The 15,869-nt window shown below is 69.6% G+C and carries 13 protein-coding genes; 1 reads left to right on the forward strand and 12 read right to left on the reverse strand.

Annotated features, from left to right (window positions below; all coding sequences use genetic code 11):
• Nucleotides 1-85 precede the first annotated feature (85 nt).
• The 8 genes from ACFWBQ_RS29725 to ACFWBQ_RS29760 form a co-directional block, all read right to left on the reverse strand.
• Nucleotides 86-1,852, reverse strand: coding sequence for a discoidin domain-containing protein (locus ACFWBQ_RS29725; protein WP_385502397.1), 1,767 nt, complete (start codon nucleotides 1,850-1,852; stop codon nucleotides 86-88).
• A 92-nt stretch (nucleotides 1,853-1,944) separates the two neighbouring features.
• Nucleotides 1,945-3,060: a DUF1996 domain-containing protein gene (locus ACFWBQ_RS29730; RefSeq protein ID WP_385502401.1), complete on the reverse strand. Its 1,116-nt coding sequence runs from the start codon at nucleotides 3,058-3,060 to the stop codon at nucleotides 1,945-1,947.
• A 161-nt stretch (nucleotides 3,061-3,221) separates the two neighbouring features.
• The gene (locus tag ACFWBQ_RS29735; protein WP_385502405.1) at nucleotides 3,222-3,455 is read right to left on the reverse strand and encodes a hypothetical protein; all 234 of its coding nucleotides are present in this window, start codon (nucleotides 3,453-3,455) and stop codon (nucleotides 3,222-3,224) included.
• A gap of 147 nt (nucleotides 3,456-3,602) precedes the next feature.
• Nucleotides 3,603-4,169 (reverse strand): hypothetical protein, encoded by a 567-nt coding sequence (locus tag ACFWBQ_RS29740; RefSeq protein WP_385502407.1) that lies wholly within the window; start codon nucleotides 4,167-4,169, stop codon nucleotides 3,603-3,605.
• Nucleotides 4,170-4,841: 672 nt separating this feature from the next.
• Nucleotides 4,842-5,441, reverse strand: a complete 600-nt coding sequence (locus ACFWBQ_RS29745; RefSeq protein ID WP_385502411.1) for a hypothetical protein — start codon at nucleotides 5,439-5,441, stop codon at nucleotides 4,842-4,844.
• Nucleotides 5,442-5,941: 500 nt separating this feature from the next.
• Nucleotides 5,942-7,075 carry a S1 family peptidase gene (locus tag ACFWBQ_RS29750; protein ID WP_385502810.1) on the reverse strand — a complete coding sequence of 378 codons (1,134 nt, stop codon included), beginning with the start codon at nucleotides 7,073-7,075 and terminating at the stop codon, nucleotides 5,942-5,944.
• A gap of 408 nt (nucleotides 7,076-7,483) precedes the next feature.
• Nucleotides 7,484-8,992, reverse strand: a complete 1,509-nt coding sequence (locus ACFWBQ_RS29755) for a carboxylesterase/lipase family protein (protein WP_385502416.1) — start codon at nucleotides 8,990-8,992, stop codon at nucleotides 7,484-7,486.
• A gap of 165 nt (nucleotides 8,993-9,157) precedes the next feature.
• Nucleotides 9,158-10,642: a UDP-N-acetylmuramoyl-L-alanyl-D-glutamate--2,6-diaminopimelate ligase gene (locus ACFWBQ_RS29760; protein WP_385502420.1), complete on the reverse strand. Its 1,485-nt coding sequence runs from the start codon at nucleotides 10,640-10,642 to the stop codon at nucleotides 9,158-9,160.
• Between the two features lie 414 nt (nucleotides 10,643-11,056).
• Between ACFWBQ_RS29760 and ACFWBQ_RS29765 the strand changes: the two genes are divergently transcribed.
• Nucleotides 11,057-11,368, forward strand: a complete 312-nt coding sequence (locus ACFWBQ_RS29765) for a hypothetical protein (RefSeq protein WP_385502424.1) — start codon at nucleotides 11,057-11,059, stop codon at nucleotides 11,366-11,368.
• On the opposite strand, the gene ACFWBQ_RS29770 is transcribed toward ACFWBQ_RS29765, so the two are convergent.
• The 4 genes from ACFWBQ_RS29770 to ACFWBQ_RS29785 are packed head-to-tail and all read right to left on the reverse strand — an operon-like array spanning nucleotide 11,363 to nucleotide 15,694.
• Complete coding sequence (locus ACFWBQ_RS29770) at nucleotides 11,363-12,439, reverse strand: enolase C-terminal domain-like protein (RefSeq protein WP_385502428.1); 1,077 nt, start codon at nucleotides 12,437-12,439, stop codon at nucleotides 11,363-11,365. The genes ACFWBQ_RS29765 and ACFWBQ_RS29770 overlap by 6 nt on opposite strands.
• Entirely contained in the window at nucleotides 12,436-13,521 is a 1,086-nt protein-coding gene (locus ACFWBQ_RS29775; RefSeq protein WP_385502431.1) for a PLP-dependent cysteine synthase family protein, read from the reverse strand. The genes ACFWBQ_RS29770 and ACFWBQ_RS29775 overlap by 4 nt, the downstream gene beginning before the upstream one ends.
• Nucleotides 13,518-14,441: a Rossmann-like domain-containing protein gene (locus tag ACFWBQ_RS29780; RefSeq protein ID WP_385502436.1), complete on the reverse strand. Its 924-nt coding sequence runs from the start codon at nucleotides 14,439-14,441 to the stop codon at nucleotides 13,518-13,520. The genes ACFWBQ_RS29775 and ACFWBQ_RS29780 overlap by 4 nt, the downstream gene beginning before the upstream one ends.
• The gene (locus tag ACFWBQ_RS29785) at nucleotides 14,438-15,694 is read right to left on the reverse strand and encodes an ATP-grasp domain-containing protein (protein ID WP_385502440.1); all 1,257 of its coding nucleotides are present in this window, start codon (nucleotides 15,692-15,694) and stop codon (nucleotides 14,438-14,440) included. Before ACFWBQ_RS29785 ends, ACFWBQ_RS29780 begins: the two co-directional genes overlap by 4 nt.
• Between the last annotated feature and the right edge of the window lie 175 nt (nucleotides 15,695-15,869).

The raw sequence follows: 15,869 nt of genomic DNA on the forward strand, positions 1-15,869 counted from the left end.
GCCCCGGGGCCTCCGTGGCCCGCCGCGGACTTCCCTGCCGCACCGACAGCGGGGAGAGAGACGGCGCGGCAGGTCCTACGAGCGGTCAGCTCCGGTAGACGCCGAACTCGTAGAGCGAGTAACCCCAAGGGGTGCCGCGTACCGAGGTGTTCACGCGTACGTAGCGCGCGTCGCCCGCGACGTCGATGTCATCGATCCCGCCGTTGCCCTCGGTGACGGTGTGCACGGTGGTCCAGTCCTGGCCGTTGTCCGAGGTCTGCAGGGTGTACCCCTTGGCGTATGCGGCCTCCCAGGCCAGCTGCACATGGTTGAAGGCGGTCCTCCCTCCGAGGTCCACCTGCAGCCACTGCTGGTCGGCCCATTCGCTCGCCCAGCGGGTGTCGAAGGACCCGTCGACGGCGTTGCCCGCGGGGCAGGGGCAGCCGACACTGCCGGGCTGGAAGGTGGACGCGGTGGCGGGCTTGCCCGCCGCCACGTTCGTACCGCCGACTTCCGGGGGCACGACCGCGAAGGACTTCGTCTCGATTCCGACGTTGCCCCTGCCGTCCGAGGTCTTGAGGTAGACCTTCCACACACCGAGCCGGTCGGGCGCGGTGATCTCGAAGGTGCCGTTGCCCTTGTCCGTGAACCGCGCGTCCGTCAACTGACTGCTGTCGTCGACGTACTTGCTGCCGAGCAGCACCTGATGGGTGAGCGCGTCACCGTCCGGATCGGAGACCGATGCCTTCACGGTGAACGGCTTGCCCGCCTGGACCGCAGAGGCGTTGTCGACGGTCATGCCGGTGATCACGGGCGGCGTGTTGTCGCCCGAGGTATCTGCTCCGTACGCCTCCTTGACCGCGTAGTACGAAAGCCTCTTCTGGCCCGCCGGGAGCAGGTTGAACCAGACACCGCCGAAGTCGTACTCGGTGCCGTAGTGGAAGAGCGTCGCGCCGAGCGCCACTCCGGTGTGACCCGTGATGCACTGCCACGCCCTGCCGTAGCCCTCGGCCTTTGCCACGTCGGCCGGCTCGTCCGGTACACCGTTGGCGTCGTCCGGTACCTCCCACTCGCCGGCGGGGCCGCCCTCGGTGACGATGTAGGGCTTGTCGAAGCCCCCGTCCTGCCAGGTCCGGCGGATGTCGCAGACGGCACCGTAGGAGTTCACGGCGTACAGGTCGAGGTCGGGCGCGTTCTTCTTGTAGTACGGCCAGGCGCCGGTCCACGCGTCCGTCGAGGTGACGGGGTGGTTGGGGTCGACTGCGTGGATCTTCTTGGTGATGTCATTGACGAACGTCGTGTACGCGTTGCGCTGCTGCTCCAGGGCGTCCCCGCTGTAACAGTTCTGGAGGCCGAGTACGGACTCGTTGCCGACGTTCCACATCAGGACACCCGCATGGTCCTTGTAGGCCTCCACCCACCTGGGGAACTCGGCGAGCATGTTGTTCTTGTAGTCGGTGTCCGTCAGGTAGTTGACGCACCCACCGCTTCCCGGCCCGCCGCCCGGCTGGAGCCAGAACCCTGCGATGACCTTGATCCCGTTGTCGGCAGCGGTGTCGAGAAGTGGTTTCGTCGTGGCGTCCGTGCCCCAGGTACGAATGGTGTTGACGCCCATTGACTTGACGTCGGGCATGTACTTTCCGGCGTCAGCGACGGCAGGGCCCCAGGTCAGACCCTTGACCGTGTACGGCGAGCCGTCGACGGTGAGCCGCCAGGCGCCCTGCGATCCCTCGACCTTCACGATGCTTCCGGCCGCCTGCGCTGCGGGCACGGGCATGATGGCCGCTCCGGCGGCGACGAGGGCGGCCACGGCGAGGCGGGCCGTCGTACGCCTGCGGCCGCGGGCCGACAGGTTGAGACGTGGCATCTTCATGGGGGGAGACAGCTCCTTGCGGGAGTCGGTGAACCTTGGAGAGCGCTCTCCCTGATGGGCACACCGCACCCATCAGGGAGAGGCGCTAGGGGTCAGGGAAGTTCGTAGTTCTCGTCCAGGGCGGCACCCTCGCCGGGGTGGTTCTGGTCATAGCCCCGGGCGTCGCACTGGAGACCGCCGACGACGCAGTGGCTGACCATGGCGTTCAGCGTGGCATCGTCCCAGGCGTTGAAGAAGTCGTAGTGGAAGGAGTGGCCCGTACCGCTGGCCAGCCTCACCTGCGACATGTCACCGTTGACCGGCCACGCCATCTTGAACTCGATCATGGGCAGGGCGACCGGATGCGTCGTCGGGCAGACGTTCTGGTTGGCCCCCTGAGCACCCGGATAGGCCATGTGGGCCTTGTGGTCCGGGGTGTCGAGGTTCTTCCCGTCCCAGCAACTGGGCGCCTGCATACGAAGGTTCAGCTGCACGTCCGGGCGGGACGGGCAGGTGACCGGGAAGTCGAAGTTGTTGTAGCTCTCTCCGCACTCCCAGCCCTCCACCTTGCCCGGATGATTACGGAACTCCTCCAGCGTCTGCATCGGACTGCCGACGACGAACCGCAGCCCCTTCGGGAAGGGCCTGACGCTCCTGTAGTCGGTCACCCCTGACTTGTAGTAGATGGTCTGCGGACCGACCGGGCGCACCTCCTGGTCGCCGTTGTAGAGGGTCGGCATCCAGTACGCGGACAGGTCACCGGGTGCCTTGCAGGCGGTACCGCCCGCACCGAGCGAGGCGGTGGTGCTGTTCTCGTCCGTGGTGTCGTTGCCCATGAAGGTGTGGTTGTGGGACTTGCCGGTCTGGCCCGGGTAGACGATCGGGTCCACGGAACCGGTGTGGTTGACCGAGCAGTTCGCCTGGAACTCGTGGAAGTACCGAACCGGAGGGATCTCGGTGGACGGCTGCACCCCGGTGACCGGCGGATTCGCCGGAATGTATCCGTCGCCGTCCGGATCGTCGCCCGACGGAACAGGATCGGCCGCCGCCATGACGTGCCCCTGCAGGACATGCGACGCCGCGGCGGGCCGGCCGGCCGTCTGCGGTGCGGCATCGGCGGTTCCGGCACCGGCGTTCGTGATCGCGGTGAGCCCCAGGGCCACCAGGGCCAGCGCCGTGGCGACGATGAGGGCGGACACCAGAGTGGTTCTGCTGAGTCTTTCGGCCATGCGGACCTCCATGCCGCTCTTCATCCGCGCACATCGGGTGCGCAGTGGGGGGAGAGTGGAGCTGGATGGTGCACCACGAAGAGGCCCGCCCAGTGCGGCTCGAGGCCGGGATCTCCTCGCGGAAACCTTCTGGGAGAGCGCTCTCCAAAGCGGTGCCAGTGTTACGCCGCCGCTGAGAGCGTGTCAATAGTCTGTGAACGGTGCGCCGTGCACAGGCAGTTGGTGCCGGGCCGGCGGAGATGGGCGGGAGTGCCGGAGACCAGACGGTGGACCTGCGAGGAGGACAGCGTGATGCCGCGTTCGGTCAGGTGCGGCATCAGTTCGGCGACGGCGAACATGCCGCGGGCGGCCATCAGCTCACGCGGGCGCCACCAACAGCTGATCCGGCGTGGCATCAGGAGGTTCTTCCCGGCCGCAGAGAGCCTCGACGGTGGCGTCCAGGACGCGACGCAGAGAGCAGGTGCGGAAGTCGGAGGAGACGCCTAAGGGTGGAGTCGGGTATGGAAACTGCCTCAATGCCCGGCCCCGAGAGGCTTTGACTGTCAGGGAGTCGCTGGATGGAGCCCGTACTCGGCCAGCCACTGGAGAAGATCGTGGCGAGAGGTCTCGACAAGGCGGCCTCCGGTGAAGCGGGCGTCGTCAGTCACCTCTGCCACGCACTCCGGAGGCGGCACGAAGGATTGAGCCTCCTCGTCGGTGGTGAACTCGCCCTCTGCTAGGACCAGGCCCTGCAGAGGGCCGTCGAAGACGTCAACACCCAAGGGAGGCACGCTGAAACGCGTCTTGGACAGCACTGCGGCCGGCAGTGGGGCGAGCAGGTCGTACTCGGCCGACGACAAGTACGTATTCGTGATCAGTCCCTGAACCGCGCCTCGCCGAGAGACCGGCACCTTCTGGGTGAGCTTGAGCTCGCAGTCGCCGTCCGACCGCTCGGCGCGTCGCAAACGCAGGCGCGTTCCCACCAGATAGCGGTCGGTGATCATTCGGGTGACCGTCACCGCTGACGGTTCCGGCGCTTCAGCCAGCAAGAACCGCCGCTCCCGCTCGACGCGCGCGTACTTTCCCGGGTGAACCGTCTGACCTTGGACCCCGCCGGCCTTGTCCATCATGAAGACAGCTTCTCAGCTGGTTCTGCTCGCATTGCCTGCGTACTTCAGTGGGATCGACCTCTCCGAGTCGCCGAAACAGCCAGAATTTCCGGGCGAGCAGCTGATTGCGACCCCGTGATCATCACCTCGAAGACCTGCTCGTCCGGCCGCAGCAACGGCAGACCGTTTACCAGGTACAGCCGAGCAGACCCCGGAACGAGGCCGTCTCCGCCCATCCGCCACCACTCTCCGTCTGTGACGCGAGAATTTCGCATCAGATGCAACTCGGAGGCGTCTTCGCAGTTCCATCGCTCGATGGAGTGAGACCCACAGGTGTCCGCCGATGAGACAGCTGCCTTGATTCCCAGGCCAACGTCCCTGATGGGCCGCTTCCATGCGGTCCTGGGCCCACTTCCAGGGCGGGTGTCGCCTATTCGCATCCGATGCAATGGGCGTCGGCAGGAACATCGGCCCAGCGGTTGTCAGTGAGATTGCTTTTGAAGAGGGCCCCAGGTCAACGACTCCCCCAGAGGGTGGTTTGTTAGGCTTTGATTGTTTTACTGTCACCTGATGGTGTGGGCGCGGGCGGAACCTTTCTGTCCCCGATCCTCCAAGGCATGCACGGGCTCCCTCTGAAGACTGCTTCCGGCTGGTCCGTCCAGGTTTTTGTGCCGCGTCAAGGGGCACCGGTGCTCACTGGTCGGGGTCGGACCAAGTCGACACAAGGGCTCGCCGATCCGGAAAGCGGGGACCGGAGACCATCTCCTGGGTCGTCTCACCGTTGAGCCAGCACATGTGCTCGGGGCCGCCGTCGCCGGTGTCGAACAGGCAGCACACTCCGCCGCTGGCGGCGGTGAGGTCGGTGAACACCTCCCTGACGCGGGCCGACCGCGCGAACATGCGGCTCATCGCCGACGTCGCTGCCCAGAACTCCATCGATGCGTAACGAGGGTGCAGAAAGGACTGGAACCGGATCGTCAGGTAGACGTAGCCGATTTCGACTCGCCCGTCCTCCTCGGTTTCATGACCGTATGTCTCTGCGTACTCGCGCACCGCGTCATCGACGCCGAACATGAGGGACGTGTCGAGCTCGAGCGTGCTGCTCGTGGAGCAGTCGACCGGCTCGCTCTTGGCCTGGGATGTGAACGGGAGGACGAGCCGGTCACCGCCGGGCAGTGTCAGCTCGAGCGGCGGCACTCCACGGGTCGGTGGCGCCAGCTCGGCCAGATTGGCCAGCCCCCTGGCGATGTTCCGGGGACGCAGGTAGATGTCGTAGCCGTAGGTCAGCCCCATTCCTCCCCCTCCGCTGGGCCGAACCGCACCTTCTCATGACCCGCCCCTGGGGCGCCTGCCGGTTTCGGTCCTCGTACCTGCCCTTGGTCCATCGGCGAGGTCCAGCCAATTCGGCTCAGCATGTATCACCTCCTGCCGGCCGAGCGGCGGTGACGGCGCGTCGCTGTGCAGCGGGGGTGGGGCAGTCCGTGGCCGCTACCCCACCCTGGGAGGGGTCTGCGGCTGATCCGGGAACACTGCGACCTCGGCTGAGCCGTGCCGACGGGCAAGCGTAGCCGCGCTGTCCGCCGCCTGCTGCGGAGCAGTCGCAAGGGAGGGTCTGCGGGACCGGACAGGGCGGGCGACAGTGGGCCGGGAGTAGTGCACGGTCCCAGTCGATGCGCGAACGGTCTGCTGCGGCAGGGGGCCACCCTGCTGCCGCAGCAGACCGTCGCGTTGCCGCCGGATCGCCGGGCAACCGGCGACGGCGTGGGCCAGGACCGGGTAGGCCCTGCGGAGCGTCAGGCCGTGTGGAGCGTCAGCCCGTACCGGTTGAGGATCTCGTTGATGGGCTGGTGCCAGGTCTCACCGCCGCCGCTGCAGTTGCCCCACCCGCCCGAGGTGACACCCTGCGCCTGGTCGCCGCTGATGAACGAGCCGCCCGAGTCACCCGGTTCGGCACACACGCTGGTCTTGGTCATCTGGTGGACGGCGCCCTGGCTGTAGTTCACCGTCTCGTTCTTGGCGAGTACGTTTCCGCAGTGCCAGTGTGTGGTGGAGCCGGAGCGGCAGATCGAGGCGCCTATCGGAGCCTCGTTGGAGCCGCGGACCAGCTGGTCGGAGACGGTGCCCCAGCCCAGGACGACCGGGACGGTCCACCAGCCGCTGCCCACGTTCACCCAGGCGTAGTCGTTGTCCGGGAAGGACGATCCCTGGAAGTTGCCGATCGCCGAGCCGTCCCAGCCCCTGACCGCGCCACCGGCCTGGCCGCAGTGCCCGGCCGTGACGAAGCCGCCGTGCACCGAGAAGCCGATGGAACAGCGCACGTTGCCCGTGTAGTACGGGTCGCCGCCGACCGTTCCCGCGGCGAAGGTCTGCGGGGCCGCGGCGGTCTGCTTCACCGTGACCGGCCCCGCCTTCCGCGCCTCGGCCACGAAGGCGCGGACATCGTTGTCACCCTGCTCGGAGGCGACGACGTTCACCACGACGCTGTTCGCCCTGGGATCGACGTGCCAGCTGCTGACCCCGCTGGGCGCGGAGAGTGCGTCCAGTCGGCTCTTGGCCGCGTCGAGCTGCTTCGCGGTGTGGTCGACGAGGCGGACGTCCGCACCGGTCGCCCGGACGGAGCGGGCCGTCCCGCTGTCGGTGACGGCCACCGTCAGCCTGCCGCTCTCCGCGTCGAACCAGGAGCCGCCGAACGATGCTCCCGCCGCACGTTGCGCTGTGCCCTGCAGGGCCGTTGCCGACTTCTCGGCGGTGAGCCGGGCCTCGGCCTGGCTTTTCGTCAGACCCAGGTCCTTCTGCATCGCCGCGATCAGGCCTGCGGCGGCCCGGGGTTCGGCGACGGAGGGGGAGTCCGCCGCGCTCGCCTGGGTGAGGCCGGCGGTTGCCCAGGTGCCGATGATGAGCAGGGCGGACAGACCGGTCCGCACCATCGTCGTATGTCTCAAGGGAGTGCCCCTTCGTGTTGTTCCAGCATCGTGGGGGTGGAACAGGAAGCATCCGAGGGTGCTTTGAGAGCGCTCTCAGAAGTGCCGCATCGGACTGTAGTCCAGTTCGATGGACAGGTCCATGCCAATGACAGCTCAGTCGAGTGGTGTAATCATCCGGCGAGTCGTCAGCGGTCCTACCGTCACGGGAAGCACACGCCCGAGAGAGCGAGAGGAGCAGGCGATGGCCGGATCACGCCACAGGCAGCTGAGAGCCGGAATCACCGGCGCCCTGGCCGGCTCGACCGCACTCCTTCTGCGCGCCTGCGGCGCGCGCATCGTGCGCGATGTCCGCGAAGGCAGAGGAGCGCTCAAGTTGCCGCCGCTGCAGTCCGGGAGCCCGGACCGACCGGGTCAGGGTGCCAGCAACGGGAGTCCGGCCCCGCGCCACCCCGTACGGAACCTCTCCCACGCGCCGCCGGAGTCTCCACCGGCGGTGTCCCAGATCCTCACCGCACCCGTGGAACCGCTGACCGGCGGCCAGCCCGGATCGCCGGTTTCGGCGAAGTCGGCCCATGCGCGCATCATGCGCCTCGACAGGTCGTGATCGACGGAAGCCGGAGGGCCTCCCACGAGGAAGTGGACGCTCTCCTCGTCGAGGTTGCCGAAGGCGAACGGGATGTCCGCACAGTGCCAGGCCCGGACCGGTTCGCCACGGCCACCGCGCTGCCGGGCGAACCGGGACAGGAAGGCCCGGCCGCCTGCCCCCGCGTGGGATTCGGCGAGTCTGCTGCTGTACTCGCCGAACAGCATGTCTCCGTACACGGCAAGGTAGACGTCGAGTACGGGAGCACCGGGCATGAGCGTGCGGTAGCCGTCCAATAGCGATGCGGGCAGCCGGAAGTCTTCCGCGAAGACAGCGAGTTGCTCCTCGGTGGTGATCTTCGCGCTGCTGCCTACGGCGTCCAGCAGCCAGTACTCCTCGGTGGTGTGACAGACCAGCAGGTCCACATCGGCCGCTGGGCGGGCGGCGAATGCTGTCAGCGGGTCCAGGGGAAGCGTGTCACCGTCCGCCACCGGTCCGTAGATCGCCGGGTCGTAGTGGCGGCTTCCGGATCCGGGGTCGCGGCGGTAGCCGTCGGCCACGGCGTCCGAGGCGTCGACGAGGTCACCCGGAGAGGCGGAGACCAGGCCGTCGTACGTGGCCGGCACGCCCGCGGCAGCGGCCACCTCCCTTGTGGTGCGGGCGGCGGATTCCGGAGAGGCGCAGGAGTTCACAGCGCTGTGGGCGATGGCGCGGCGGAACAGGCCGCGCGCCCGGTCCATCGCCATCAGGCAGGCCACCGATGTCGCTCCGGAGGACTGTCCGGCCACGGTGACGTTGCCGACGGCGCCGCCGAACGCGGGGATGTGGTCCCGCACCCACTCCAGGGCGGCGATCTGGTCGAGCAGGCCGCGGTTGTCCGGGCAGGACTCCCCGCCGACGGGCGGGACGTGGCCGAACCCCTCGAAGCCGAGACGGTAGTTGAGCGTGACGACGACAAGTCCGTGACCGGCCAGGGCGGTGCCGTCGAAGTCCGGCTGCGCGGAGGAGCCGAAGACATAGGCGCCGCCGTGGATCCAGACGAGCACCGGGAGCGCGTCGCCGACGCCGCCCGGGGTCCAGATGTTGAGGCTGAGGACGTCCTCGTCGCCGGGTGACCAGCCCGGCGCTCCGGGCAGTTGTGCCGACTGCGGGGCAACGGGGCCGAACGCGGCACAGTCCCTGATGCCGTCCCAGGCGGCGGCAGGGCGCGGGGCCCGGAACCGATCGGCGCCGAACGGCGGGGCGGCGTACGGGATTCCGCGCAGCACGACGACTCCGGGGTCGCGCGCGGTCCGCCGTCCCCGGACCGCTCCGGACCTCGTCCTGAACACCGTCATCCGCGCTCCCCCGTTGCGTCTTCGGCCGACCTTCGGACGGCGCGGCGTCAGCCTTTCATCGGGCGGGCGATCCGGGCCAACACCAAGATCGCATCCGTTGACGCATTCCTGATGTGAATCAGCGCCCGATCCGGTGGAGTCGCCTGTCCCGCCGGATCTCGGGATCTACAGCGGGCCCTGCAGCAGGGCGAATTCGCGCACAGTGGCCATGTCGCTGAACGGAAGCAGCTCGTCGCCGACGATCTGGTGGGGCTCGCTTCCCTTGCCTGCGATCAGCACGATGTCGTCCGGGCCCGCCGCGGACAGGGCGAAGCCGATGGCCCTGCGACGGTCGGCGAAACGTTCGAACGGGGTGCCGGACGCCTCGATACCGGGTGCGACCTGGTCCAGGATCGCCTCGGGGTCCTCGTGGCGGGGGTTGTCCGAGGTGAGGACACACAGGTCCGAGTGCGTACCGGCGATCGTTCCCATCTCGGCCCGCTTGGTGGTGTCCCTGTCGCCGCCGCAGCCGAAGACGGTGATGACCTTGGCCCGGGCGAAGCCGCGGATGGTGCCGAGCACTTTGTTCAGCGAGTCCGGGGAGTGGGCGTAGTCCACGATCACCGACGTTCCCTGCGGGGTCGTCAGGCGCTCGAACCGGCCCGGGATCTGCGGCATCCGTTCCAGCGCGGCGACCAGCCCGGCCAGATCGTGCCCCAGGATGTGACAGGCCGCCACCGTGGCCAGCGCGTTGGCCACGGAGAACCGGCCCGGCGAGGGGATCGCCGCCGGGTACTTGCGGCCGTCGTGGTGCAGGGTGAAGCGGGTGCCCGAAGCGTCGACGGTGAGGTCGGTGGCCCGGTAATCCGCATCGGTGTCGAGGGCGTACGTGGTCACCGCACCGGGCATCATCGCGTGGATGCCGGCTCCCACCGGGTCGTCGGCGTTGACCACGGCACGCCGGCACAGCCCCTGGAAGAGCCGGAGCTTCGCGTCCCGGTAGTTCTCCATCGTTCCGTGGTCGTCCAGGTGGTCCTGGCTCAGGTTGGTGAAGACCCCCACGTCGATGAAGGTGCGGTCCACCCGGTGGTTCAGCAGGCCCATCGACGTGGCCTCCAGCACCACGCTGCCCACTCCCCGGTCGCGCATGCACCCCAACAGGTACTGCAGGTCGGGCGATTCCGGTGTGGTCAGCACGGACTGCGGCATCGGGATCAGCTCGTCGCCGATGCGACTGCCCGCCGTACCGATGACACCGCTTCTCACGCCCTCGGAGATCCGGAGCACGGACTCGACCATGTACGAGACCGAGGTCTTCCCGTTGGTGCCTGTGATCGCCACCATGTCCATCTGCCTCCCCGGCTCGCCGAAGTAGCGGGAGGCGAGGACCGCGGCCGCGACTCGGGTGTCCGGAACCCGCACGACGCAGACGTCCGCGTCTGTCACGGGCAGCACACAGCTGTCGTCCACGACGACCGCCACCGCGCCCCGGGCAAGGGCCGGGGCCACGGATCCCGGGCCGCCCTCCACGTGTCCCGGCACCGCGATGAACAGCGATCCCGGTGCCACCCGGTCCGCGTCGAAGGTCGTTCCCGCGGTGATCAAGGTCCTCTCCGGGTCGCCCTGGAGGAGGTCGTGGTCCTGCCCGGCCAGCAGCGCGCTCAGCTTCAAGATGTTCCCTTCGAGGGTGGCTGTGGCCGTGGTGGGGCCGTCGCCGGGACGCAGCGACGGCGGTGCGCCGAAGCTGCGGTGGTGAAGTGGAGCCCGTGCGCTGTGCGACGAGCGAAATGCGACGTGCGATGGGTGAGATGCGATGTGCTCGGCGGAGCAGCGGGACGGGGCAGAGCCCGGTCAGGAACCGCTGAAGATCGCTAGCCGTGCCCGTGCAGGGCGCTGCGGCAGCTCGCGGACGCACCGGAGGCGGCCTGGTGCAGGCACTTCCCCATGACACTGATGCGACCCATGAGCCGAGTGTACGTCCGGTCAGGTGATCCGGATTCCGCTTCGCCTCGGTGAGAGGGCTGTGTGGCCCGGTCAGGGGCGTACGGCCGCCCCCGCCGCGTTGACGCACCGAGCAGCGCAAGGGTGAACGGATGGCTCGGTGCGGTGAGGATCTGCTCTCCGGGGCCCTCCTCGACCACCTCGCCGCCGTCCGGTACGGCGATGCGCGCCGCCGGTGCGGCTGAGCACGACGCAGGGGCCGTCCCCTCGCCGGATCAGTGCGGCGAACAGGTCCAGCAGGGAGCGCCGGGCGACCGGGTCGAGTCCCGAGGTGATCTCGTCGCACACCAGCACCCGGACCGGGGCGCTCCCGGCGCGGTGGTGGGCGACGAGCCGGTCGACCCGCAGCACCTCCGTGCCGGGGCTCCCGGCGGATCTCGTGCCAGGTCCTCATGACGCCAACTCCTGGGACACCCCGTGCTCCACCGCAGTGCGCTGCCGCACGCCGAGCCCCGGCCGACAGGTCGTTCCCACAGAGCCGTCGGTGCCGCCGATGCCGGTCCAGGGGTCGTGGGCGAGCAGCAGGTGCCCGTCGAGGTCGATCCAGCGGGCACGGTCGGCAATATGGACCGCCGGGGCGATACCGAGGGTGCTGGCGGTCAGACAGCCGAGCATCAGGTCCGTTCCGCTGCCCTCGATCAGGGCGGCGATCCGCAGCGCGGCGTGGACACCGCCGCACTTGGCGAGTTTGACGTTGATTCCGTGGACGCGTCCGGCGAGCCGCCGGGCGTCCTCGTAGGTGACCGCGTCCTCGTCCGCGATGACGGGCAGCGGGGACCGGGCCGCGAGTCGCGCCAGGGCCTCCGGGTCGCCGGGGGCGAGCGGCTGTTCGACAGCCTCGATGCCGAGTTCGGCGAACCGGGGCAGGAGCGCGCGCGCCTGGCCGACGGACCAGGCCCCGTTCGGGTCGAGGAGGAGCCGGGCGCCGGGGGCTGCCGCGCGGACGGCGCGTACCCGGTCCAGATCCGATTCCTGGTCCCGGTCGCCTGCCTTGATCTTGATGACGGAGAACCCGGCATCGGCCAGCAGTCGGGCCCGGGCTGCCGCCCTGCCCGGCGAGGTGAGGGAGATCGTACGGGCGGTGGCGGCCCTCGGCGCCTCGGGGGACCCCAGGAACCGGTGTACGGCGGTGGCGGTGCGCTTGCCGACCAGGTCGAGGAGCGCCGCCTCTGTGGCCGCGGTCACCGCGGCGGGGGTGTCCGGGGTGGTGAGCTCGCCGACGCGCAGTGCGTGCAGTGCGGTCTCCGGTCCGGCGAAGCGGGTGAGCCGCCCGCCGATCCCGGCCATGAGCCGTTGCAGAGTGCGGGTGTCGAGGCCGTAGAAGATGCTGGTGACGGCCTCGCCGTGACCGCTCAGCCCTTCGTGTTCGACGGTCAGCCGCACGGCGTCGCGCGCGGTCATGGTCGAGCGTGAGATGCGCAACGGCTCGGCAAGGACGAGCCGGCCGGTGTGCTGGGTGACGTTCACCGCTGCCTCTCCAGGTGTTCCGCGAGCGGGTCGGTGACGGTGGTGCACCTGGCCCATCCGCCGGAGTCGGCGGTGCGCGGGTGCGGGATCTCGACGGGATCGGTGGCCGCGAGGTCCGGGTCGATGCCGTAGGCGGTCGTGAAGTCGTCGTCGTAGACGCTTCCGAGGTAGCGGTGCGGCCCGTCGGGGAAGACGGTGGCGACGGCCGCACCCCGATGGGTCCGGGCGGCCCACGCGGAGACGCGTGCGACGGCGCCGGTGCTCCAGCCGCCGCTGACGAAGTTGCCCCGGGCGAGGCGCCGGCAGGCGTCGGCGGCCTCGGCCGGACCGATCCAGTGGACCTCGTCGAAGGCGTCGTAGGCGACGTTGCGCGGATGGATGCTGCTGCCGAGCCCCCGCATCAGGCGGGGTGCGGCGGGCCGGCCGAAGATGGTGGAGCCGGTGGAGTCGACGGCGATCATCCGCAGGGCGGGCCAGTGCCTGCGCAGTGGTCCGGCGATTCCGGCGCTGTGCCCGCCGGTGCCGACGCTGCACACAAGGATGTCGAGGTGGTCCAGCTGGGTCGCCAGTTCGGCGGCGAGGGAGGCGTAACCGGCGGTGTTGTCAGGGTTGTTGTACTGATCGGGCCAGTACGCGCCAGGCAGTCGGCCGAGCAGGTCGTGCAGCCGTTCCAGCCGGGCGCCCTGCCAGCCGCCCCGGTCCGCCGGACGGTCGACGAGCTCCAGCCGGGCTCCGTACGCACGCAGCAACTGCCGCATGGAAGGCTCGAGTTCACTGTCGCCCACCAGGACTACGGGGTGACCGAGCGCCTGCCCCGCAACGGCGAGGCCCATGCCGAGTGTGCCGGAGGTGGACTCCACCACAGGGGCTCCGGGGCGCAGTTCGCCGCGTTCCTCGGCTCCGAGGAGCATCGACACCGCTGCCCGTGCCTTCATGCCGCCGACGGCGTGCCCTTCGAGCTTGGCCCAGAAGCCGGGGTGGGGTGCCGGGAGTCCTGTCGTGATCCTGGCCAGCGGTGTGCGGCCGAGAAGTGCGAGGAGCTCGCGGTGGGGAGCGAGGGTCCGCAGTGCTGCCGTGGTCACAGGGTGCCCCCGTCGTCCGCCGGGTGGGGGTGGACGGTGCCCGGTCCGCCGTCGTCCGCCGGATGGTGGCGGAACGTACCCGGTCCGCCGTCGTCCGCCCGGTAGCGGTGGACGGTGCCGGGTCCGCCGTCGAGCCAGAAGAAGGGGTACGGCTCCGCACAGACCGCGGCCACTCCGGCGCCGAGGAACCGGGGCAGCACCGCGCTCCCTGTCTGGGCGAACATGACGAGGGGCTTGTCGTGGTCCAGGGCATGCCGGCGCAGCGGATCGAAGGTCCCGTTGCCGAGCGTCATGCCGGAGGCCAGCACCGCGTCGCAGTGTGCGATGGCCTCCAGGGCGTCGGTGGTGACGGGTTCGCCCCATTCGGTGGTGCCGCCCTTCAGGTCGCACGGAAGGCCTGTGAGGCCACGTGTGCGCAGTTCCGCCAGCAGGGAGTTGACGACTCCGACGAGCAGAACCGTGCCGCCGGGGGCGACAGCCAGCAGATCGACGACGGCCTTGGCCCGCGCGCGGGAGCGCTCGATCGACGTCCCGGCGGGGACGTCCACCGCCTGCGCTCCGCCCGCCCGGGTGTGCGGGAGGACGTCCATCAGGTAGGCGTCCAGCGCCGCGACCCGTACCGGCAGCAGCGGGTGGACGAGGAGGCCGGCCACGTCCGCACCGGCGCAGTCGTCGACCGTTTCGGCGGGGAGGGCGCCGGGTTCGACGGAGCACGAACCGATGGCCCGGTCGAGGCGGAGGCTGAGGACCTCGTTGCGGTACCCGCCGCGCCGCCCATCGTGCCGTACGGCCTGGGACGTCGTGAAGGCCACGGCGATCCGGCGGGTTCGGGGATCCGGGCCCAGTTCCCCGTCCAGCGCACGGTGCACGAGCGCGTCGAAGGTGAGTGCCCCGGCCTCGGCGAGAGGGGTCGTCGTCATGACCGCACAAGCCGGGGGCGCAGGCCTGCCAGCAGCAACTCGACGCGGTCGCGGGCACCGAGTCCGGCGGCGTCGCCTGCCATGACGTGGCCCAGATAGGCGTTGTTGCTGTCTACCGCCTCGACCTTCCGTCCCGGTTCGGCGAGCTGGATTTCGAGCACTCCGTCGGCGTCGCGCATCCCGGCGGCGCCCTCGACGGATGCCAGGGTGCCCGTGGTGTCCGGGACCAGGAATCCGATGGCAGCACTGTGCAGCCCGGTGTCGCGCCGACGGAGATCGGGCTCGCGACCGAGCGCCACGTCGACGCAGGCGGCTGCGAGGTCGATGCCGGTGACGTGACGTACGAGTTCGGTGATGCGGTTTCCTGCTGGGCGCGGGTTGACCTCCACGACACGGGGCCCGTCGGCGGTCAGCTTGATCTCGGTGTGCGCCACGACGTCGTCGAGTCCCAGTGCGGCTCCGGCGCGTACCGCGGTGCCGGTGGCGGCAGCGATCCCGTCGGGCGTGAGGTCGGCCGGGAACATGTGGCCGGTCTCGACGAAGGCCGGCGCACCGCCGATGCTCTTGTCGGTCACTCCGACGACATGGGCCGTGCCTGCGTACGTCACGGTCTCGACGCTGACTTCGGGGCCCTGGAGGAACTCCTCGAGCAGGATGTGGGCCGTGCGGCGTTGTCCGCGGGCGTTGACGGGGAAGGCCTGAAGGGCACGGCAGGCCGCGGCCAGCTGTGCCGCGTCGTCCGCACGCCGCACGAGCATGCCCGCGCACAGGTCCACCGGCTTGACCACCAGCGGGTAGCCGATGTCCCGCGCGGCCTCGGCTGCGGCGACCGCGTCCTCGCAGACCGCGAATCTGGGTCCCGGGACGCCGGCGGCGGCCAGGAGTCGGCGGGTGGCGTCCTTGCGGCAGGCGTTCTCCATCGCTTCGGGCTCCGGGCCCCGAAGGCCGAGCCGGGCGGCGATGCGGGCGGCCGTGGGCAGGTAGTAGTCGCAGGAGGTGATCACTCCGTCGAAGGTGAGGGCTCCGTGCAGTCGCTCGGCCGACGGGAGCAGCACACCGATGTCATTGGTGGGTGCTGTGATGACGTTTCGCGCGGTGAGCAGCGGATGGTCCGTGCCCTCGGGTGCGGAGCGGAGGTAGTGCTGCAGGTCGCGGGTGAGGAAGGTGAAGTGATGCCCGCCCTCGTCCAGTGCCCGCGGCAGCAGTCTGCTCATCGATCCGACCCAGCTCTCGACCACCAACAGGTGAGCCACGAGCTCCCCCTTCTCACAGTGCCGTTGGGAATGGCGGCAGGCGGAACCCACCCCCGTGCGGGGGCTGCCCTGTCCGACCCCTCACACGCTATCGATAATCGTTTTCATTGTCATCTAAGGCTTCGTCATGACCTTCCGGACACCGCTTCCGTTGCGGCCACCGCTGGACCGGAGT

Source organism: Streptomyces sp. NPDC060035, assembly GCF_042736635.1.
Lineage (GTDB): Bacteria > Actinomycetota > Actinomycetes > Streptomycetales > Streptomycetaceae > Streptomyces.